The sequence below is a fragment of the Variovorax sp. 05T418 genome (assembly GCF_056396385.1).
This window is the reverse complement of the sequence record NZ_JBFTLJ010000003.1, coordinates 77,667-98,892: the sequence shown is the minus strand read 5'-3', so window position 1 is coordinate 98,892 and position 21,226 is coordinate 77,667. Positions and strand designations below refer to the sequence as shown.

Annotated in this window: 18 protein-coding genes; all 18 read left to right on the top strand. The window is 67.1% G+C overall.

The features are described 5' to 3' along the window. Nucleotides 1-213 precede the first annotated feature (213 nt). Nucleotides 214-1,293, top strand: coding sequence for a pilus assembly protein PilM (locus AC1DMS_RS06470; protein WP_012746289.1), 1,080 nt, complete (start codon nucleotides 214-216; stop codon nucleotides 1,291-1,293). Further along, entirely contained in the window at nucleotides 1,290-1,910 is a 621-nt protein-coding gene (locus tag AC1DMS_RS06465) for a PilN domain-containing protein (protein WP_012746290.1), read from the top strand. The genes AC1DMS_RS06470 and AC1DMS_RS06465 overlap by 4 nt, the downstream gene beginning before the upstream one ends. A gap of 7 nt (nucleotides 1,911-1,917) precedes the next feature. Next, nucleotides 1,918-2,601: a type IV pilus inner membrane component PilO gene (locus tag AC1DMS_RS06460; protein WP_012746291.1), complete on the top strand. Its 684-nt coding sequence runs from the start codon at nucleotides 1,918-1,920 to the stop codon at nucleotides 2,599-2,601. Next, entirely contained in the window at nucleotides 2,598-3,140 is a 543-nt protein-coding gene (locus AC1DMS_RS06455; protein ID WP_012746292.1) for a pilus assembly protein PilP, read from the top strand. The genes AC1DMS_RS06460 and AC1DMS_RS06455 overlap by 4 nt, the downstream gene beginning before the upstream one ends. Next, nucleotides 3,137-5,281 carry a type IV pilus secretin PilQ gene (locus AC1DMS_RS06450; RefSeq protein ID WP_012746293.1) on the top strand — a complete coding sequence of 715 codons (2,145 nt, stop codon included), beginning with the start codon at nucleotides 3,137-3,139 and terminating at the stop codon, nucleotides 5,279-5,281. Before AC1DMS_RS06455 ends, AC1DMS_RS06450 begins: the two co-directional genes overlap by 4 nt. Before the next feature lie 23 nt (nucleotides 5,282-5,304). Further along, nucleotides 5,305-5,853, top strand: coding sequence for a shikimate kinase (locus tag AC1DMS_RS06445; protein ID WP_012746294.1), 549 nt, complete (start codon nucleotides 5,305-5,307; stop codon nucleotides 5,851-5,853). 32 nt (nucleotides 5,854-5,885) lie between these two features. Beyond that, entirely contained in the window at nucleotides 5,886-6,998 is a 1,113-nt protein-coding gene (gene aroB / locus AC1DMS_RS06440) for a 3-dehydroquinate synthase (protein WP_478180824.1), read from the top strand. 22 nt (nucleotides 6,999-7,020) lie between these two features. Beyond that, on the top strand, nucleotides 7,021-8,151 hold the full coding sequence (locus tag AC1DMS_RS06435; RefSeq protein ID WP_062363058.1) for a deoxyguanosinetriphosphate triphosphohydrolase: 1,131 nt from the start codon (nucleotides 7,021-7,023) through the stop codon (nucleotides 8,149-8,151). Nucleotides 8,152-8,213: 62 nt separating this feature from the next. Then, nucleotides 8,214-9,476 (top strand): MFS transporter, encoded by a 1,263-nt coding sequence (locus AC1DMS_RS06430; RefSeq protein WP_062363055.1) that lies wholly within the window; start codon nucleotides 8,214-8,216, stop codon nucleotides 9,474-9,476. Beyond that, nucleotides 9,473-10,048 carry a DUF1415 domain-containing protein gene (locus tag AC1DMS_RS06425; protein WP_062363052.1) on the top strand — a complete coding sequence of 192 codons (576 nt, stop codon included), beginning with the start codon at nucleotides 9,473-9,475 and terminating at the stop codon, nucleotides 10,046-10,048. The genes AC1DMS_RS06430 and AC1DMS_RS06425 overlap by 4 nt, the downstream gene beginning before the upstream one ends. Continuing rightward, nucleotides 10,045-10,929: a class I SAM-dependent methyltransferase gene (locus tag AC1DMS_RS06420; protein WP_018906528.1), complete on the top strand. Its 885-nt coding sequence runs from the start codon at nucleotides 10,045-10,047 to the stop codon at nucleotides 10,927-10,929. Before AC1DMS_RS06425 ends, AC1DMS_RS06420 begins: the two co-directional genes overlap by 4 nt. 38 nt (nucleotides 10,930-10,967) lie before the next feature. Continuing rightward, on the top strand, nucleotides 10,968-11,663 hold the full coding sequence (locus AC1DMS_RS06415) for a transposase (RefSeq protein ID WP_062363049.1): 696 nt from the start codon (nucleotides 10,968-10,970) through the stop codon (nucleotides 11,661-11,663). A gap of 183 nt (nucleotides 11,664-11,846) precedes the next feature. Next, a complete protein-coding gene (locus tag AC1DMS_RS06410; RefSeq protein WP_062363047.1) occupies nucleotides 11,847-16,601 on the top strand; it encodes a glutamate synthase-related protein in 4,755 nt (1,584 codons plus the stop codon). 34 nt (nucleotides 16,602-16,635) lie between these two features. After that, nucleotides 16,636-18,114, top strand: a complete 1,479-nt coding sequence (locus AC1DMS_RS06405) for a glutamate synthase subunit beta (RefSeq protein WP_062363044.1) — start codon at nucleotides 16,636-16,638, stop codon at nucleotides 18,112-18,114. A 65-nt stretch (nucleotides 18,115-18,179) separates the two neighbouring features. Then, nucleotides 18,180-19,040, top strand: a complete 861-nt coding sequence (locus AC1DMS_RS06400; RefSeq protein WP_012746303.1) for an ABC transporter ATP-binding protein — start codon at nucleotides 18,180-18,182, stop codon at nucleotides 19,038-19,040. Nucleotides 19,041-19,122: 82 nt separating this feature from the next. Then, nucleotides 19,123-19,905, top strand: coding sequence for a lipid asymmetry maintenance ABC transporter permease subunit MlaE (gene mlaE / locus AC1DMS_RS06395; protein ID WP_018906525.1), 783 nt, complete (start codon nucleotides 19,123-19,125; stop codon nucleotides 19,903-19,905). Between the two features lie 38 nt (nucleotides 19,906-19,943). Further along, on the top strand, nucleotides 19,944-20,435 hold the full coding sequence (gene mlaD / locus AC1DMS_RS06390) for an outer membrane lipid asymmetry maintenance protein MlaD (RefSeq protein ID WP_012746305.1): 492 nt from the start codon (nucleotides 19,944-19,946) through the stop codon (nucleotides 20,433-20,435). Further along, nucleotides 20,432-21,178 (top strand): MlaA family lipoprotein, encoded by a 747-nt coding sequence (locus AC1DMS_RS06385; RefSeq protein WP_062363040.1) that lies wholly within the window; start codon nucleotides 20,432-20,434, stop codon nucleotides 21,176-21,178. The genes mlaD and AC1DMS_RS06385 overlap by 4 nt, the downstream gene beginning before the upstream one ends. Nucleotides 21,179-21,226 lie beyond the last annotated feature (48 nt).

Sequence of the window (21,226 nt, the reverse complement as noted above, 5' to 3'; positions counted from 1 at the left end):
TATAAAAAGCCGCCCCCTTGCCACGGGCCGAACTTGTGTGCATCGTTGCGGGCTAAACCAAAAGTTACTAAATGTGGCTTCAGCGTCAGCTTTTGACAACGGTCCGCCATTTTGCCGGCGCGGGTTGTTTGGCCGCCGCTACGTCTGCTGCTAGCATGCAACCGAACGCAAATTTTTCCATTGGTTACAAATGCAGGGGTAAAGGGACCTAACTTGGCTGCTTTCGGATCATTGTTTCGCCGTCAGAACGCCCCCATGCTCGGCCTGGATGTCAGCTCTTCCAGCGTGAAGCTGGTCGAGCTCGGCCGTGAAGCCAGTGGCAAGCTGGTTCTCGAGCGCTGCGCGATCGAACCCCTGGAACGGGGCTGGATCACCGACGGCAACGTCGAGAAGTTCGACGAAGTGGCCGAAGCCGTCCGCCGGGTCGTGCGCAAGAGCGGCACCCGCACGCGCAACGTCGCGCTGGCGCTGCCTCCCTCGGCAGTCATCACCAAGAAGATCATTCTTCCGGGCGGCATGAGCGAGCAGGAGCTCGAAATCCAGGTCGAGTCCGAAGCCAACCAGTACATCCCGTTCTCGCTCGACGAGGTCAGCCTCGATTTCTGCGTGACCGGGCAGAGCACCGCCTCTGCCGGCGACGTCGAGGTGCTGATTGCCGCGTCCCGCAAGGAAAAGGTGCAGGACCGCGAAGGCCTGGCCGAAGCGGCCGGGCTGAAGGCGGTGATCCTCGACGTCGAGTCCTACGCCTCCCGACTCGCGACCGCCCGCCTGATCGAACAGTTGCCCGGCAAGGGCCTCGATGCCGTGGTGGCGCTTTTCGAAGTGGGTGCCTTCACCACCAGCATGCAGGTGCTGCGCAACCAGGAAGTGCTGTATGACCGCGACCAGGCCTTCGGCGGCGCGCAGCTGACCCAGCTGATCGTGCGCCAGTACGGTTTCTCGGCCGAAGAGGCCGAAGCCAAGAAGCGCAGCGGCGACCTGCCCGACGACTACGGCTCGGGCGTCCTGAAGCCCTTCGTGGAAAGCATCGCGCAGGAAATTGCCCGTGCGCTGCAGTTCTTCTTCACCAGCACGCCCCACAACCGCGTGGACTACGTGCTGCTTGCCGGCGGCTCGGCCTCGCTGCCCAGCCTGACCAGCGCCGTGACGCGCCAGACCTCGTTCGCCTGTTCGCTCGTGAACCCGTTCGACGGCATGGAACTGGGCCCGAACATCCGCGAGAAGAAGGTCCGGCGCGAAGCGCCCTCCTACCTGACCTCTTGCGGCCTGGCCATGCGGAGGTTCGTGCAGTGATCCTCATCAACCTGCTTCCGCACCGCGAAGCCGCACGCAAGCGGCGCCGCGAAGCGTTCTACGGCACCCTGGGCGCGGCCGCCGTGCTGGGCGTGCTGATCGCCGGCCTGGGCTATCTCTGGTTCGAGGCGCAGATCTCGGCCCAGCAGGCCAAGAACAATTTCCTCAAGACCGAGATCACCAAGCTCGAAGTCGAGATCAAGGAAATCTCGACCCTGCAGGAAGAAATTGCCGCGCTGCGCGCGCGCCAGCAGGCGGTCGAAGACCTCCAGGGCGACCGCAACCTGCCGGTGCACCTGCTCAACGAACTGGTTCGCCAGCTGCCCGACGGCGTCTACCTGACCAGCATGAAGCAGGACAACCAGACCGTCACGCTGCAGGGCATGGCGCAGTCGAACGAGCGCGTCTCGGAGCTGCTGCGCAACCTGGGCAACAACAGCCCGTGGCTGGTCAAGCCCGAGCTGGTCGAAATCACTTCCGCAACGGTGAGCCTGAGTCAGCGCGACCAGCGCCGCGTGGCGAACTTCACCATGCGCATCGGCCTCAAGCGGCCGACCGACGCGCAAAAGGCCGCGGCCGACAAGGCCCTGGCCGCAGCGGCGCCAGCCAAGGGGTAGACGGATCATGGCAAGCAATCGCCCCTCTCAAAAACTGGACGTCGGCGCGGCGCTGCGCGGCTTCGGCGACCAGTTCCGCAACCTGAACCCGAACGACCCGTCCGCATGGCCGGCGGTGCCCCGCTACGCCCTGTGCCTGGCGGTCACGGCCCTGGTGCTGGCCGGCCTGTGGTTCGTGTGGCTGACCAACTCCAACGACGAGCTCGAGAGCGAGCGCGCCAAGGAAGTCACGCTGCGCGCCGACTACCAGAAGAAGGTGGCGCTGGCCGCCAATCTCGACCTGCTGAAGAAGCAGCGCGAGCAGGTGCAGCAATACGTGACGCTGCTCGAGAAGCAGCTGCCCAGCAAGGCGGAAATGGACGCATTGCTGTCCGACATCAACCAGGCCGGGCTCGGGCGCAGCCTGCAGTTCGAACTGTTCCGCCCGGGACAGGTTTCGGTGAAGGACTACTACGCGGAGCTGCCGATCGCCGTGCGCGTGACCGGCCGCTACCACGACATCGGCTCCTTCGCCGCCGACGTCGCGAGCCTCTCGCGCATCGTGACGCTGAACAACCTCACGATCACCCCGCAGCAAAAAGACAAGGACGGCACCCTCACGATGGATGCCACGGCACGCACCTACCGCTATCTCGATGACGAAGAGCGCGCGGCCCAGAAACGCGCCGCGGCGCCGAAGGCGAAGAAATGAGGACCACCGCCAACCTCCTGTGGCTGGTCGCGGCCGCCCTGGGCCTGAGCGCCTGCGCCGATTCGGAGCAGGAAGACCTGCGCCGCTGGATGGTCGAGCAGCGCGCCCAGGTCAAGCCCACGGTGCCGCCGATCACGGAACCCAAGAAATTCACCCCCCAGGCCTACACCGAGGGCGCGGCGTTCGAGCCGTTCAACCTGCTGAAGCTGACCCAGGCGCTGCGCCGGGAATCGAACCAGCCCAGCACGTCGGAACTGATCGCGCCCGAGCTGGTGCGCCGCAAGGAAGCGCTCGAAGCCTTCCCGCTCGACTCCATGGCCATGGTGGGCAGCATGAACCGCAACGGCCAGCCGGTGGCGCTGGTTCGTGTCGACAAGCTGCTCTACAAGGTGCGGGTCGGCGAATACCTGGGCCTCAACTACGGGCGCATTACCCGTATCAACGAAACCGAAATCGCCCTGCGTGAAATCGTGCAGGACGCCGCCGGTGAATGGATCGAACGCGTGGCGACATTGCAGCTGCAAGAGAGTGCGAAATGAATCATAAAAAATCAACGATGGCACAGCGGCTGCGAGCTGCGGGGCTGGGTCTGCTGGCACTTGGCGCTTTCGCTTTGGCCCATGCGCAAAACGCCATCGAGGCGGTGACCAGTTCGACGCAGTCCGGCGCGGAAGTGATCCGCATCGACCTTGCCCAGCCGCTCGCGGCCTTGCCGACCGGCTTTGTCGTGCAGACGCCGGCGCGCATCGCGCTCGATTTTCCGGGCGTCACCAACGCCATCGGCCGCTCTGCCATTGAGGTGAACCAGGGCAACCTGCGTTCCGTCAATGTGGTCCAGGCCGGCGAGCGCAGCCGGGTGGTGCTGAACCTCAAGCAGGCAACCGCATACAAGACCGAGATCCAGGGCAAGTCGCTGCTGGTGATTCTCGAACCCGCGGCCGGCGCCGCGCTGGCGTCGTCCACGCCCACCGTCTTTGCCGAGAACCGCAACCGCGACACCCTGCCGCTGCGCGACGTCGACTTCCGCCTGGGTGCGGACAACACCGGCCGCGTGATCGTCGACCTGCCGAACAACCAGGTCGGCGTGGATGTCAAGCAGCAGGGCAAGAGCCTCGTGGTGGAGTTCACCAAGTCGACGCTGCCCGAGGGCTTGCGCCGCCGCCTCGACGTGGCCGACTTCAATACGCCGGTCCAGCTGATCACCTCGCAACAGTCGGGTGACCGCGTGCGCATGACGATCGAGGCCAAGGGCGACTGGGAGCACAGCGCCTACCAGAGCGAGAACCAGTTCGTGGTGGAGGTCCGCGCCCGCAAGGTGGACCCGGCCAAGCTGACGCAGGGCGTGGGCTACAACGGCGAGAAGCTGTCGCTGAACTTCCAGAACATCGAGATCCGCTCGCTGCTGCAGGTGATTGCCGACTTCACCAACTTCAACATCGTGACCTCCGACTCGGTCACCGGCGCGCTGACGCTGCGGCTGAAGGACGTGCCCTGGGACCAGGCCCTGGACATCATCATGCAGGCCAAGAACCTGGGCATGCGCAAGAACGGCAGCGTGCTGTGGATCGCGCCCAAGGACGAGATCAACGCCAAGGAAAAGCTCGAATTCGAAGCCAAGGCCGCAATCGAGAACCTGGAGCCGCTGCGCACCCAGTCGTTCCAGCTCAACTACACCAAGGCGATCGCCATTGCGCAGGGCCTGACCGGCACCGGCGCCTCGGCCGGCGGCGGTGGCGGCTCCGGCACCACCACGCGCATCCTGAGCCCGCGCGGCAGCGTGATCGCGGAGTCGCGCACCAACCAGCTGTTCGTGTCGGACATTCCCTCGCGCCTGGCGCAAGTGGCCGACCTGATCCAGAAGCTCGACATCCCGGTTCGGCAGGTGCTGATCGAAGCGCGCATCGTGGAAGCCTCCGACACCTTCGGCAAGTCGCTCGGTGTGCGGCTGGGCGGCGGTATCTCCCGCGAACGCGTCGCGTCGGCCAACGGCAATCCGGCATACGGCACCTTCGGCGTCATGCCCGTCACCACCGCCGCCGGCGGCGTGGGCGGCGCAACAGCCACCTGGACCAACTCCAACTTCATCAACCTGCCCGCAGGCGATGCCGGCGGCACCGGCAATGCGCCCGGTACCTTCGCGATCTCGCTGTTCAACTCGAGCTTGTCGCGCATGCTGAACCTCGAGATCTCGGCGCTCGAGGCCGACGGCAAGGGCAAGCTGGTGTCCAGCCCGCGCGTCATCACGGCCGACCAGACCAAGGCGCTGATCGAGCAGGGCGAGGAAATTCCCTACCAGCAGGCCACGTCCAGCGGCGCCACCTCCATCTCGTTCCGCAAGGCGGTGCTGAAGCTCGAGGTCACGCCGCAGATCACACCCGAAGGCAACATCATCCTCACGCTCGACGTGAGCAAGGATGCCCGCGGCGTCAACACCTCGGCCGGCCCGGCCATCAACACCAAGCACGTGCAGACCGAGGTGCTGGTCGAGAACGGCGGCACGGTCGTCATCGGTGGTATCTTCGAACTCACCGAAACCAATGACGAATCGCGCGTGCCGGTGCTGGGTGAAGTGCCCTACCTGGGTGCACTGTTCCGCAAGCGCGAACGCGTTGCCAACAAGACCGAAATGCTCGTCTTTATCACTCCGAAGATGATTACCGACCGCAACGCCGCGCGCTGACGCGCGGGCGTAGCAGCCACCGCGTGGCGATCGCACTCGTCGGGTTGCCCGGCGCCGGAAAGTCCGCAGTGGGCCGGCGCCTGGGCGCACGCCTGGACCTTCCCTTCGTCGATACCGACCACGTGATCGAGCAGCGCATCGGCTGCTCGATCCGCGATTACTTCGAGCGGGAGGGCGAAATCGCCTTCCGCGACCTCGAGCAGGCCGCCATCGCCGACCTGGCCGCCCAGCCCCACGGCGTGCTGGCCACGGGCGGCGGCGCCGTGCTGCGGGAAGCCAACCGCCAGCAGCTGCGGGACCACTTCCATGTGATCTACCTGCGCTCCTCGCCCGAAGACCTGTTCCGGCGCCTGCGCCACGACGTCAAGCGGCCCCTGCTGCAGGTGGCCGATCCGCTGGGCCGGCTGCGCGAACTGCACGATGCGCGCGATCCGCTCTATCGCGAGACAGCCCACGAGGTGGTCGACACCGGGCGCCCCTCGATCGCCATGCTGGTCAACATCATCGTGATGCAGCTGGAGCTTGCCGGCATCGTGGCCGCGGGCACGCCGCCCGAAGAGCCCTCCGACTGAAGCGCCGGCGCGCAGCGCCTAAACTCGCTGCCATGCCATTGCCCCCACCTTCCGCACCGCCAGAACGCGTCGACATCCAGCTCGGCGAACGCAGCTACCCGATCCTGATCGGCGCCGGCCTGCTGGACAACCCCCAGAGCTTCGCCGCCGTGCCCGCGGCCGCCAGCGCGCTGGTCGTCAGCAACACCACCGTGGCGCCGCTCTACGCCAAGGCCCTGCGCCAGGCGCTGGCCGGGCGCTTTCGCACGGTCCACCTGCTCGAGCTGCCCGACGGCGAGGTGCACAAGAACCTCGAGACCCTGAACCTGATCTTCGATGCCCTGCTCGGCCACGCCAGCGATCGCAAGACCGTGCTGTTTGCGCTGGGCGGCGGCGTGGTGGGCGACATGACCGGCTTTGCCGCCGCGAGCTACATGCGCGGCGTGCCCTTTGTGCAGGTGCCGACCACGCTGCTGGCGCAGGTCGATTCGTCGGTCGGCGGCAAGACCGCCATCAACCATCCGCTCGGCAAGAACATGATCGGCGCCTTCTACCAGCCGCAGCTCGTGGTGTGCGACCTGGCTACGCTGCAGACGCTGCCGCCGCGCGAACTCAGCGCGGGCCTGGCCGAGGTCATCAAGTACGGCCCGATCCACGACATGGCCTTCTTCGACTGGATCGAGGCGAATGTCGACGCCCTCGTGGCACGCGAGCCCGCCGCATTGGCCCATGCGGTCAAGCGCAGCTGCGAGATCAAGGCGCTGGTCGTCGGCCAGGACGAGCGCGAGACCGGCCTGCGGGCCATCCTCAATTTCGGCCACACCTTCGGCCATGCGATCGAGTCGGGCCTGGGCTACGGCGAGTGGCTGCATGGCGAAGCGGTCGGCTGCGGCATGGTGATGGCGGCGCACCTGTCGCAGCGGCTCGGCGGCGTCGATGCAGCGTTCGTCGAACGGCTCACGCGGCTGATCGAGCGTGCCGGCCTGCCGACCACCGGCCCCGCGCTGGGCGCCGACCGGTACCTCGAACTGATGCGGGTCGACAAGAAATCCGAGGCGGGCGAGATCCGTTTCGTGGTGATCGACAAGCCGGGCTCCGCCGCCGTCAGCAGCGCGCCCGATGCGCTGGTGCGCGAAGTGCTCGCGCGCTGCTGCCAGGCCGAATGAGCGCAGCGCCGAGGGTGCACCGATGAGCCTCGCGGCCTATGCCTGCCACCCCGCGCGCTCGCGCGGAAGGCGCCATGCCGAGCCGCCGGCGCCCACGCGCGACGCCTTCCAGCGCGACCGCGACCGCATCGTGCATTCCACCGCGTTCCGGCGGCTGGTCTACAAGACGCAGGTCTTCCTGAACCACGAAGGCGACCTGTTCCGGACCCGGCTCACGCATTCGCTCGAAGTCGCGCAGCTGGGCCGCTCCATCGCGCGGGCCCTGCGCATCAACGAAGACCTGGTCGAAGCGATTGCCCTTGCGCACGACCTCGGCCACACGCCGTTCGGCCATGCGGGGCAGGACGCGCTCAACGCCTGCATGGAAGGCCACGGCGGCTTCGAGCACAACCTGCAGAGCCTGCGCGTGGTCGACGCCCTGGAGCACCGCTATCCGCAGTACGACGGCCTGAATCTCAGCTTCGAGACCCGCGAAGGCATCCTCAAGCACTGCTCGCGCGCCAATGCCGAGCGCCTGGAGGCGGGTGAACCCCACGGCGTGGCGCGCCGCTTCCTGGACCGCACGCAGCCGGGCCTCGAGGCGCAGCTTTGCAACCTGGCCGACGCCATCGCCTACAACGCGCACGACATCGACGACGGCGTGCGCTCCGGACTCATCAACGTCGAGCAGCTCGGCGAGGTGGAGCTGTTCGAGCGCTACCGCCGCGAAGCGCTGGCCGAATACCCGCAGCTGGAAGGGCGGCGCGTGCTCTACGAAACCATCCGGCGCATGCTGAGCGCGCAGGTCTACGACGTGATCGACGCCACGCGTGCGGCACTCGAAACAGCGAAGCCGGCCGATGCCGATGGCGTGCGCAAGGCGCCGCCGCTCGTTGCGTTCAGCGAAACCATGCAGGCGCAATCGAACGAGCTCAAGGCCTTCCTGTTCCGCAACCTCTATCGCCATCCGCAAGTGAGGCAGACCACCGACCAGGCGCAGCAGGTGGTGCGGGAACTGTTCGAGGCCTATCTGGCGCGCGGCGCCGAGATGCCTGTTTCCTACGCAGACCGGCGCGACCAGCATCGCGCCGTGGCCGACTACATCGCCGGCATGACCGACCGCTTCGCCATGCGCGAGCATGAACGGCTGACCGGCCGGCGGGGGATTGCATGAGCGCAGCGCCGGGCCGCCCCAAGCAAGCGCGCACCGCAGCCCGTCAGGGCGAAGGTGGTCCCATGAGTCCTGCAGCCGTTGCTTCCGCGCGCGTGCCTGCCGCCGCCTTTGCGGTGGTGCTGGGCGGCGTCAGCGCCGCGCTGCACCTGGGCAAGCTGCCGCCCGCGGTGCCGGCGCTGCAGGCGTCGCTCGGCATCGACCTGGTCGAGGCCGGATTCCTGCTGTCGCTGGTGCAGGTGGCGAGCATGAGCCTGGGGCTGATCGCGGGGCTCGCGGCCGACACCATCGGCCTGCGCCGCAGCATGCTGACCGGCCTTTTGGTGCTGACGGTGGCGAGCCTGCTGGGCGGCGCGGTCGGCGCGGGCTTGTTGGGCGGTGCCTTTGCGGTGCAATGGCTGCTCGGCCTGCGCGCGCTCGAAGGCATCGGCTTTCTGCTGGCGGTCATGCCGGGGCCGGGGCTGATCCGGGCCCTGACGCCGGCGGGCGCGGACAAGGCGGCGCTCGGCATCTGGGGCGCCTACATGCCGCTGGGCGTTGCGCTTGCGCTGCTCTTCGGGCCGGCGCTGATCGCCTGGGGCGGATGGGCCGACTGGTGGTGGACGCTGTCGGCCGTGTCGGCGGCCGCGGCGCTCTGGCTGTGGCTGGCGGTGCCCGCGGATGCGTTGCGCACGGGGGCGGCGCGCGGCATGGCCGGCGGCTGGCCGTCGCGCCTGCGCGCCACGGTCGGCGCACGCGCACCCTGGATGATCGCGCTGACCTTCGCCGTGTATTCGGCGCAGTGGATGGCGGTGATCGGCTTTCTTCCGGCCATCTATGCCGGCGCCGGCGTGCCGGCCGGCTGGGGCGCGGTGCTCACCGCGGTGGCGGCCGCGATGAACATCGTCGGCAACGTCGCGGGCGGCCGTTGGCTCCAGCGCGGCGTCGCGCCCGAGCGCCTGCTGCAGGCGGGTTTCCTGGCGATGGCGTTGGGTGGCCTTGCCGCCTTCGCGCAGCTGGGGCAGGGCGAAGGCGCGCTCGGCCTGCCGCCGGTGCTTCGCTATGCCGCGGTCTGCGTCTTTTCGCTGGGCGGCGGCATGGTGCCGGCGACGCTGTTCCTGCTCGGGGTCCGGCTGGCGCCCGGTCCGTCCACGGTTTCCACCACCGTCGGACTCATGCAGCAGGCGTCCTCTCTGGGGCAGTTCCTGGCGCCGCCGGCGGTGGCCTGGGTGGCCCTGCGGGCCGGCGGCTGGCACTGGACGTGGACCGCCACGCTCGCATGCTCGCTCGCGGGCATGGCTCTGGCGCGGCGCCTCGGCAAAATTCGCCCTGCGGCGGAGGTGGCATGACCAGCCCGGCGACAATCGATGCCATCCAGGCCGAAGCCGACATGCGGCGCTGGCTCGAACGCGCGGTGATCGGGCTCAACCTGTGCCCGTTCGCGAAGGCGGTGTACGTCAAGGCGCAGATCCGCTATGCCGTGTACCTGCCCACCGATGAAGCCGCGCTGATCGACATGCTCCTGGCCGAGGCCGATGAACTCGCCGCGCTCGATGCCTCCGTGCGCGACACCACCTTGCTGATAGCACCCAACACCTTGGCCGATTTCCTGGATTTCAACGACTTCACGGCACGCGCCGAACGCCGGCTCGCACGCGCGGGCTTCGACGGCGTGTTCCAGCTCGCGAGCTTCCATCCGCGCTTCCAGTTCGCGGGCACCGACGCCGACGACATCGGCAACGCCACCAACCGCGCGCCGTACCCCACGCTGCACCTGCTGCGCGAGGACAGCGTGAGCCGCGCGGTCGAGGCCTTTCCCGAAGCCGAAGCCATCTTCGAGCGCAACATCGAGACGCTCGAAGCGCTGGGGCCGGACGGCTGGGCCGCGCTGGACGTGGGCCCGGGGAGCGCCCGGCCATGAGCGCGCCGGCAGCAACCAAGGCCGTGAAGACGGCCAAGACCGCCAAGGCCGAAGCCGAGCTGGCGGAGGTCCTGCGGCCGGGCCAGTCGATCGAGCTTCTGAAGGAACTGCACATCCTCACGCGCGAAGGCCGGCTTAACCAGGATTCGCGGCGCAAGCTCAAGCAGGTCTACCACCTGTTCCAGTTCATCGAGCAGCTGCTGCGCGAACTGCCGGGCGGCGGCGCGGAAGCCACGCTGGCCGACCATGGCGCGGGCAAGTCGTACCTGGGCTTCATCATCTACGACCTGTTCTTCCGCTCGCGCGAAGGCGGCCATGTCTACGGCATCGAGACGCGCAGCGAGCTGGTCGAGAAATCGCGGGCATTGGCGCGCCAGCTCGGCTTCGACCGCATGTCCTTCCTGAACCTCACCGTGGCCGAGTCGGCCCAGGCGAGCGAACTGCCCGAGCGCATCGACGTGGTCACCGCGCTGCACGCCTGCGACACCGCCACCGACGACGCGATCGCCTTCGGGCTCGCGAAGAAAGCGCGCTGCATGGTGCTGGTGCCCTGCTGCCAGGCCGAGGTGGCGGCCTGCCTGCGCGAAACCAAGGCGCTGGCCTTGTCGCGCACGCCATTGGCCGAGCTCTGGCGCCATCCGCTGCACACCCGCGAAATCGGCAGCCAGCTCACCAACGTGCTGCGCTGCCTGTACCTCGAGGCCAATGGCTACAGCGTCACGGTCACCGAACTGGTGGGCTGGGAGCACAGCATGAAGAACGAGCTGATCCTGGCGCGCCACACCGGCCAGCGCAAGGCCGGTGCGGCGGCGCGGCTCGGCGAGCTGCTGTCGCAGTTCGGGCTCGACACGCTGGGCGAGACGCGGTTTCGCCTGCCCTGAACTCCCGCCGAAGCGCACAGCGCCGCGCTCGTCACGCCATGGCCCGTCTGCCCCGCCTCACGCTTCCCGGCCTGCCGCACCACGTGATCCAGCGCGGCAACAACCGCCAGGCCATCTTCATCGACCGCGCCGACCACGAGCGGCTGCTCGGCCTGATGGCGGACGCGGCCCCGCGCTTCGGCGTGGCGCTGCATGCCTACGTGCTGATGGACAACCACTTCCATCTGCTGGCCACGCCCGACACGACCACCGGGCTGCCGCAGTTCATGCAGGCGGTGGGGCGCAGCTACGTGCGCTATTTCAACGACCGCCACGGCCGCAGCGGCACCCTGTGGGAAGGGCGCTACAGGTCGACGCTGATCCAGACCGACCGCTATCTGCTGACCTGCATGGCGTACATCGACCTGAATCCCGTGCGGGCCGGCCTGGTGTCGGACGCGCGCGACTTTCCATGGTCCAGCCACGGGCACTACGCGGGCCTGCGGCACGACAGGCTGCTGACGCCGCATCCCCTGTATTGGGAGCTGGGCAACACGCCGTTTGCCCGCGAGGCGGCGTACGTCGAACTGGTGCGCGGCGGCGTGCGCGCGGCCGACCAGGGCACGCTGACCGAGGCCACCTTGCGCGGCTGGGCGGCCGGCGATGCCGATTTTTTGGCGTCGCTTCAGAAAGCGACCGAACGCCGCGTCGCCAAAGCCAAGGCCGGGCGTCCGCCGGCGGCTTCCGATTCCTGAGCCAAAGCTTCCCGCCGCGGGACTCCGAGCGGAGTTTTTGCTCTCTTCATTTATGTGTCCCCAATTTTATTCTGACCATAAGAGTCGGGATTTAATTGGAATCTGACCCCATTTAAAATGTTTGGCATTCTTTGTGCATCGCAATATCCTTCTCTTCCCTGCGAAAAACTGAAGGAGTGCGCCATGACGACGGCTGCCGAGATCGAACATCTCCAACAACACGGTCTGTATTCCGGTGCCGACGAGCACGATGCCTGCGGCGTCGGCTTCGTCGCGCACATCAAGGGCGAAAAGAGCCATGCCATCGTGCTGCAGGGCCTGAAGATCCTCGAGAACCTCGACCATCGCGGCGCAGTGGGCGCTGACAAGCTGATGGGCGATGGCGCCGGCATCCTGATCCAGCTGCCCGACCGCCTCTACCGCGAAGAAATGGCCAAGCAGGGCGTGGCGCTGCCCCCGCCGGGCGAATACGGCGTCGGCATGATCTTCCTGCCCAAGGAACATGCCTCGCGCGAAGCCTGCGAGCAGGAAATGGAACGCGCCATCAAGGCCGAAGGCCAGGTGCTGCTGGGCTGGCGCGACGTGCCGGTGAACCGCGACATGCCGATGTCGCCCACCGTGCGCGCCAAGGAACCGCTGCTGCGCCAGGTGTTCATCGGCCGCGGCAACGACGTGATCGTGCAGGACGCGCTGGAACGCAAGCTCTACGTGATCCGCAAGACCGCCAGCGCCAACATCCAGCGCCTGAAGCTCAAGCACAGCAAGGAATACTACGTTCCCAGCATGTCGAGCCGCACCGTGGTCTACAAGGGCCTGCTGCTCGCCGACCAGGTCGGCACCTACTACCTGGACCTGCAGGACAAGCGCTGCGTCTCGGCCCTGGGCCTGGTGCACCAGCGCTTCTCGACCAACACCTTCCCCGAGTGGCCGCTGGCCCACCCGTACCGCTACGTCGCCCACAACGGCGAAATCAACACGGTCAAGGGCAACTACAACTGGATGAAGGCGCGCGAAGGCGTCATGTCCTCGCCCGTGCTGGGCGCCGACCTGCAGAAGCTCTACCCCATCAGCTTTGCCGGCCAGTCCGACACCGCCACCTTCGACAACTGCCTCGAGCTGCTGACGATGGCCGGCTACCCCATCAGCCAGGCCGTGATGATGATGATTCCCGAGCCCTGGGAACAGCACGCCACCATGGACCCGCGCCGCCGCGCGTTCTACGAATACCACGCCGCGATGCTGGAGCCGTGGGACGGCCCGGCCTCCATCGTGTTCACCGACGGCCGCCAGATCGGCGCCACGCTCGACCGCAACGGCCTGCGGCCTTCCCGCTACTGCGTGACCGACGACGACCTGGTCATCATGGCCTCGGAGTCGGGCGTGCTGCCCGTGCCCGAGCAGAAGATCGTGCGCAAGTGGCGCCTGCAGCCCGGCAAGATGTTCCTGATCGACCTGGAGCAGGGCCGCATGATCGACGACGAGGAGGTCAAGGCCACCCTCGCCAACAGCAAGCCCTACAAGCAGTGGATCGAGAACCTGCGCATCAAGCTGGACAGCGTCGAGGCCGAGCCGGTGCCCGCGCCGCTCTCGCAGGTCGCGCTGCTCGACCGCCAGCAGGCCTTCGGCTACACCCAGGAAGACATCAAGTTCCTGATGAGCCCGATGGCGCAGGCCGGTGAAGAAGGCATCGGCTCCATGGGCAACGACAGCCCGCTGGCCGTGCTCTCCAGCAAGAACAAGCCGCTCTACAACTACTTCAAGCAGCTGTTCGCGCAAGTGACCAACCCGCCGATCGACCCGATCCGCGAGGCCATCGTGATGTCGCTGGTGTCCTTCATCGGCCCCAAGCCCAACCTGCTGGACATCAACCAGGTCAACCCGCCGATGCGGCTCGAGGTGAGCCAGCCGATCCTCGACTTCGCCGACATGGCCAAGCTGCGCGACATCGGCACCTACACGCAGGGCAAGTTCAAGAGCTACGTGCTCGACATCACCTACCCGCTCGCCTGGGGCTACGAGGGCGTCGAAGCCAAGCTCGCGTCGCTGTGCGCCGAAGCGGTGGATGCCATCAAGGGCGGCCACAACATCCTGATCGTGAGCGACCGCGGCGTGAGCCCGACGCAGGTGGCGATTCCCGCCGTGCTGGCGCTGTCCGCCGTCCACCAGTACCTGGTCCGTGAAGGCCTGCGCACCACCGCCGGCCTGGTGGTGGAAACCGGTTCGGCGCGCGAAGTGCATCACTTCGGCGTGCTGGCAGGCTACGGCGCCGAAGCCGTGCACCCCTACCTCGCGATGGAAACGCTGGCCGCCATGCACGCCGACCTGCCGGGCGACATGAGCGCGGAGAAGGCGGTCTACAACTACGTCAAGGCGATCGGCAAGGGCCTGTCCAAGATCATGTCGAAGATGGGTGTCAGCACCTACATGAGCTACTGCGGCGCGCAGCTCTTCGAAGCCATCGGCCTCAACACCGAGACGGTCAACAAATACTTCACCGGCACCGCGAGCCGCGTCGAGGGCATCGGCGTGTTCGAGATCGCCGAGGAAGCCATCCGCATGCACAAGGCCGCGTTCGGCGACGACCCGGTGCTCTCCAACATGCTCGACGCCGGCGGCGAATACGCCTGGCGCACGCGCGGCGAAGAGCACATGTGGACGCCCGACGCCATCGCCAAGCTGCAGCACAGCACGCGCGCCAACAACTGGAACACCTACAAGGAATACGCGCAGCTCATCAACGACCAGAACCGCCGCCATCTCACGCTGCGCGGCCTGTTCGAATTCAAGCTGGATCCGGCCAAGGCTATTCCGGTGGACGAGGTCGAGCCCGCCAGCGAGATCGTCAAGCGCTTTGCCACGGGCGCGATGTCGCTCGGCTCGATCAGCACCGAGGCGCACTCCACGCTCGCCATTGCCATGAACCGCATCGGCGGCAAGAGCAACACGGGCGAGGGCGGCGAAGACCCGGCGCGCTACCGCAACGAGCTCAAGGGCATCCCGATCAAGCAGGGCGACACGCTCAAGAGCGTGATCGGCGCGGCCAACGTCGAGGTCGACCTGCCCCTGAAGGACGGCGACTCGCTGCGTTCGCGCATCAAGCAGGTGGCGTCGGGGCGCTTCGGCGTCACGGCCGAGTACCTGCATTCGGCTGACCAGATCCAGATCAAGATGGCGCAGGGCGCCAAGCCGGGCGAAGGCGGCCAGCTGCCGGGCGGCAAGGTCACCGAGTACATCGGCAAGCAGCGCTACGCGGTGCCGGGCGTGGGCCTGATCTCGCCGCCGCCGCACCACGACATCTACTCGATCGAAGACCTCGCGCAGCTGATCCACGACCTGAAGAACGCCGCGCCGCACGCGAGCATCAGCGTCAAGCTGGTGAGCGAGATCGGCGTGGGCACCATCGCGGCCGGCGTGGCCAAGTGCAAGAGCGACCACGTGGTGATCGCGGGCCATGACGGCGGCACGGGCGCATCGCCCTGGTCGTCGATCAAGCACGCGGGCAGCCCGTGGGAAATTGGCCTGGCAGAAACCCAGCAGACGCTGGTGCTCAACCGCCTGCGCAGCCGCATCCGCGTGCAGGCCGACGGCCAGATGAAGACCGGCCGCGACGTCGCCATCGGCGCGCTGCTGGGTGCCGACGAGTTCGGCTTTGCCACGGCCCCGCTGGTGGTCGAGGGCTGCATCATGATGCGCAAGTGCCACCTGAACACCTGCCCGGTGGGCGTGGCCACGCAAGACCCGGTGCTGCGCAAGAAGTTCTCGGGCAAGCCCGAGCACGTCGTCAACTACTTCTTCTTCGTGGCCGAGGAAGTGCGCCAGATCATGGCCCAGCTGGGCATCCGCAAGTTCGACGACCTGATCGGCCGCGCCGACCTGCTCGACATGCGCAAGGGCATCGAGCACTGGAAGGCTTCGGGCCTGGACTTCAGCCGCCTGTTCGCGCTGCCGATCGTGCCGGCCGAGGTGCCGCGCTTCCACGTCGAGAACCAGGACCACGGCCTGGAGCGTGCGCTCGACGTCAAGCTCATCGAGAAGTCGCGCCCGGCCATCGAGCGCGGCGAGAAGGTGCAGTTCATCGAGGTGGCGCGCAACGTCAACCGCTCGGTGGGCGCCATGCTGTCGGGTGCGCTGACCAAGGCGCATCCGCAGGGCCTGCCCGACGACTCGATCCGCATCCAGCTCGAAGGCACGGGCGGCCAGTCGTTCGGCGCGTTCCTGGCGCGCGGCATCACGCTCTACCTGATCGGCGATGCCAACGACTACACCGGCAAGGGCCTGTCGGGCGGCCGCGTGGTGGTGCGCCCGAGCCTCGACTTCCGCGGCGAAGCGGTGCGCAACACCATCGTGGGCAACACCGCGCTCTACGGCGCGACCACCGGCGAAGCCTACCTCTGCGGCGTGGCCGGCGAGCGCTTTGCCGTGCGCCTCTCGGGTGCCACGGCCGTGGTCGAAGGCACGGGCGACCATGGCTGCGAATACATGACGGGCGGCACGGTCGCGGTGCTCGGCAAGACGGGCCGCAACTTCGCGGCCGGCATGAGCGGCGGCGTGGCCTTCGTCTACGACGAGGACGGCCAGTTCGCCACGCGCTGCAACCTTTCGATGGTGTCGCTCGACAAGGTGCTGACCTCGGCCGAGCAGACCGCGAGCATGCACCGCAAGGTCTGGCACGGCGGCGAGACCGACGAGGCCCAGCTCAAGAAGCTGCTCGAGGAGCACCACCGCTGGACCGGCAGCAAGCGCGCGCGCGAACTGCTCGACAACTGGGCCGTGTCGCGCACCAAGTTCGTCAAGGTGTTCCCGAACGAGTACAAGCGCGCGCTGGCCGAGCTGCACGACCGCAAGGTCGAACTCACGAGCAGTGGCAACAACGCGCACATGGGCCTGGAGCCGCACGCGCTGGCTGCCGCGCCGCAGGCCACCCCGGCTGCGGCCTGAGCGGCAACGAAAACGAAGAACAGAGGAAAGCACGATGGGAAAGATCACCGGCTTCATGGAGCATGAGCGCATCGAAGAGGGCTACAAGCCTGCCTCCGAGCGCGTCAAGCACTACAAGGAATTCGTCGTCGGCCTGGATGCCGAGCAAGCCAAGGTCCAGGGCGCGCGCTGCATGGACTGCGGCACGCCGTTCTGCAACAGCGGCTGCCCGGTCAACAACATCATTCCGGACTTCAACGACCTCGTGTACCGCAACGACTGGCAGAACGCCTTCGCGGTGCTCGACTCGACCAACAACTTCCCGGAATTCACCGGCCGCATCTGCCCCGCGCCCTGCGAGGCGGCCTGCGTGCTCAACGTGAACGACGACCCGGTCGGCATCAAGTCGCTGGAGCACGCGATCATCGACCGCGCCTGGGACGAAGGCTGGGTGGCGCCGCGCGTCGCCAAGCACAAGACCGGCAAGAAGGTGGCCGTGGTGGGTTCGGGCCCGGCCGGCATGGCGGCGGCGCAGCAGCTCGCGCGCGCCGGCCACGATGTGACGCTGTTCGAGAAGAACGACCGCATCGGCGGCCTGCTGCGCTACGGCATCCCCGACTTCAAGATGGAGAAGACCCACATCGACCGCCGCGTCGAGCAGATGAAGGCCGAGGGCGTGAGCTTCCGCACCGGCGTGATGGTCGGCGCCGCGAAGGATCCGCTCGGCAAGGGCTCCAAGGTCACCAATCTGGCCAAGGAAACCGTCACGCCCGAGCAGCTGCAGAAAGACTTCGACGCCGTGGTGCTCACGGGCGGCGCCGAGCAGTCGCGCGACCTGCCGGTGCCGGGCCGCGACCTCGACGGCATTCATTTTGCGATGGAGTTCCTGCCGCAGCAGAACCGCGTCAACGCGGGCGACAAGGTCAAGGGCCAGCTGCGCGCCGACGGCAAGCACGTGATCGTGATCGGCGGCGGCGACACCGGCTCCGACTGCGTGGGCACCAGCAACCGCCATGGCGCGGCCAGCGTCACGCAGTTCGAACTGATGCCGCAGCCGCCCGAGGAAGAAAACCGCCCGCTGACCTGGCCCTACTGGCCGATCAAGCTGCGCACCAGCTCCAGCCATGAAGAGGGCTGCGAGCGCGAGTTCGCCATCTCCACCAAGGAATTCATCGGCGAAAAAGGCAAGGTCACGGGCCTGAAGACCGTGCGCGTCGAGTGGAAAGACGGCCGCATGCAGGAAGTGGCCGGCAGCGAGCAGATCCTCAAGGCCGACCTCGTGCTGCTGGCGATGGGCTTCGTGAGCCCCGTGGCCACCGTGCTGGACGCCTTCGGTGTCGAAAAGGACGCACGCGGCAATGCCAAGGCGACGGTCGATTTCATCGGCGGCTATGCCACCAACGTGCCGAAGGTGTTTGCGGCGGGCGACATCCGCCGCGGCCAGTCGCTGGTGGTCTGGGCCATTCGCGAAGGGCGCCAGGCTGCGCGCTCGGTGGATGAATTCCTGATGGGATTCAGCGACTTGCCGCGCTGATTTTTGTTTCAGTTTTGCGGGGCCGGCCACGGCCCCGCTATCATTCGCGGAAACCGCATGCCGGGATGCCTGAGAAGGTGCCCGGCTTTTTTATTGAGATGGAATCAGCCGCACCCCTGCCACACCCCTTTGTAGAGTTCCGCGACGTTGCGTTCGGCTATGGTGCGCGCGCGATCCTCGGCGGTGTGTCGTTTGCCGTGCCGCGCGGCAAGGTGACGGCGCTGATGGGCGCCTCGGGCGGCGGCAAGACCACCGTGCTGCGGCTCATCGGCGGCCAGCAGCGGGCGCAGCGCGGCGAGGTGCTTTTCGACGGCCAGGACGTCGGCAAGCTCGATGCCGCCGGGCTGTACAAGGCGCGGCGGCGCATGGGCATGCTGTTCCAGTTCGGTGCGCTGTTCACCGACATGAGCGTGTTCGACAACGTCGCGTTTCCGCTGCGCGAGCACACGCAGCTCTCGGAAGCGCTGGTGCGCGACATCGTGCTCATGAAGCTCGACGCAGTCGGCCTGCGCGGTGCGCGCGACCTGATGCCGAGCGAAGTGTCCGGCGGCATGGCGCGGCGCGTGGCTCTTGCGCGCGCCATTGCGCTCGACCCCGACCTCGTGATGTACGACGAACCCTTTGCCGGCCTCGACCCGATTTCCCTCGGCACGGCCGCGCGGCTGATCCGCCAGCTCAACGACACGCTGGGGCTGACCAGCATCGTCGTGTCGCATGACCTCGAGGAAACCTTCCGCATTGCCGACCACGTGATCATCCTGGCCAACGGCGGCATCGCCGCGCAAGGCACGCCTGAAGAAGTGCGGGGGAGCGCCGATCCCCTGGTGCACCAGTTCGTCAATGCACTGCCCGACGGGCCGGTGCATTTTCACTATCCCGTGGCCGGCATCGAGGAAGATTTCGGCAATGAAGGGGGACGGGCATGAGCGCAGCGCTGGGCCGCCCCGAGCAAGCGAAGGCCCCCTCGGGGGGCAGCGAGGACACGAAGTGCCGAGCGAGGGGGCAGGCATGAGCTGGTGGAAGCCCGCCGACATCGGCTTTGCGGTTCGCAGCAAGCTGGCCGACCTGGGCTACGGCGCCAAGCTGTTCCTGCGCCTGCTGGTGCAGGGGGCACGAAGCTTGCAGCGCTTCGGCCTGGTGCGCGACCAGATCCATTTTCTCGGCAACTATTCGCTGGCCATCATTGCGGTGTCGGGGCTTTTCGTCGGCTTCGTGCTGGGCCTGCAGATGTACTACGCGCTGCAGCGCTACGGTTCTTCCGAGGCGCTCGGCCTGCTGGTGGCGCTGAGCCTGGTGCGCGAGCTCGGGCCGGTGGTGGCGGCCCTGCTGTTCACGGGGCGCGCCGGTACTTCGCTCACCGCGGAGATCGGCCTCATGAAGGCCGGCGAGCAGCTCAGCGCCATGGAGATGATGGCGGTCGACCCGGTGCAGCGCATTCTTGCGCCGCGCTTCTGGGCCGGCGTGATCACGATGCCGCTGCTGGCGGCCGTGTTCAGCGCGGTCGGCATCATGGGCGGCTATGTGGTGGGCGTGCTGATGCTGGGTGTGGACCCGGGCGCGTTCTGGGGCCAGATGCAGGGCGGCGTCGACGTCTGGCGCGACGTGGGCAACGGCGTGATCAAGAGCATCGTGTTCGGCTTCACCGTGACCTTCATCGCACTGCTGCAGGGCTACGAGGCCCAGCCCACGCCCGAAGGCGTGTCGCGCGCGACCACGCGCACCGTGGTGATGGCGTCGCTTTCGGTGCTCGGGCTCGACTTCCTGCTCACCGCCATGATGTTCAGTATTTGAAGGAGCCCCGGCTCCAATCGTTCTAGAGAGTGCAAACCATGCAACGTTCCAACAACGACATCTGGGTCGGCCTGTTCGTGCTGATCGGCGGCGCGGCGCTGCTGTTCCTCGCGCTGCAGTCGGCCAACCTGCTGAGCCTGAATTTCCAGAAGACCTACAACGTCACCGCGCGTTTCGACAACATCGGCGGGCTCAAGCCGCAAACGGCGGTCAAGAGCGCGGGCGTGGTGGTCGGCCGCGTGGAGTCCATCTCGTTCGACGACAAGTCTTTTCAGGCCAGCGTCACACTGGCATTGCAAAACCGTTACAGTTTTCCCAAGGACAGTTCGCTCAAGATCCTGACCAGTGGCCTGCTCGGCGAGCAGTACATCGGGATCGAGGCGGGCGCCGAGGAGAAGAACCTGCAAGCCGGCGACACCGTCACCTCGACCCAATCGGCCGTGGTGCTGGAAAACCTGATCAGCCAGTTCCTCTACAGCAAGGCGGCCGAAGGAAATACTTCGACGCCGGGAACAGCCAACAAGAAATGAAAACAGCCCTTTCCCCGTCTTTTGCTATCAGTAAGATAGCAAACCATGCCCGCTGGGCCAGTGTTGCCGTCGCCCTTGCGCTCATTGCAGGCTGCGCGAGCGGGCCCCACGCCAATCCGGCCGACCCTTTCGAGCCGTTCAACCGGGGCGTCACGCGCTTCAACGACACGGTCGACGAGGCCGTGCTCGTGCCCGTGGCCACCGCCTACCAGCGTGTGCTGCCCTCGATGGTGCGCACCGGGGTGGGCAATTTCTTCGGCAACCTGGGCGATGTCTGGAGCTTCGTCAACAGCGTGGCCCAGCTCAAGCTGCAGAACAGCGCCGAGACCTTCATGCGGGTCAACGTCAACACCTTCTTCGGCCTGGGCGGCTTGCTGGACATTGCCACCGAGGCGGGCATCGACCGCCACGAGGAAGACTTCGGCCAGACGCTCGGCCGCTGGGGCGTGGGCGCCGGTCCGTACGTGGTGCTGCCGGTGTTCGGCCCGTCGACCCTGCGCGACACGGCCGCCTTGCCGGTCGACCGTGCCGGCAGCGTGCTCGGCAACATGAACGACGTGGCCTGGCGCAATTCGCTGTCGTTCGTGGAAGCCGTCGATACGCGGGCGAAGTACCTGCGCGCCGGCCGCCTGCTCGACGATGCGGCACTCGACAAGTACACCTTCACGCGCGACGCCTTCCTGCAGCACCGCCGCAACGACGTCTACGACGGCAACCCCCCTGACGACGAGGGCGGGAAATAAAGCACAAAAAGGTGCGGATAGAGGCTTTTCGCGGACGGACGGGCGGTT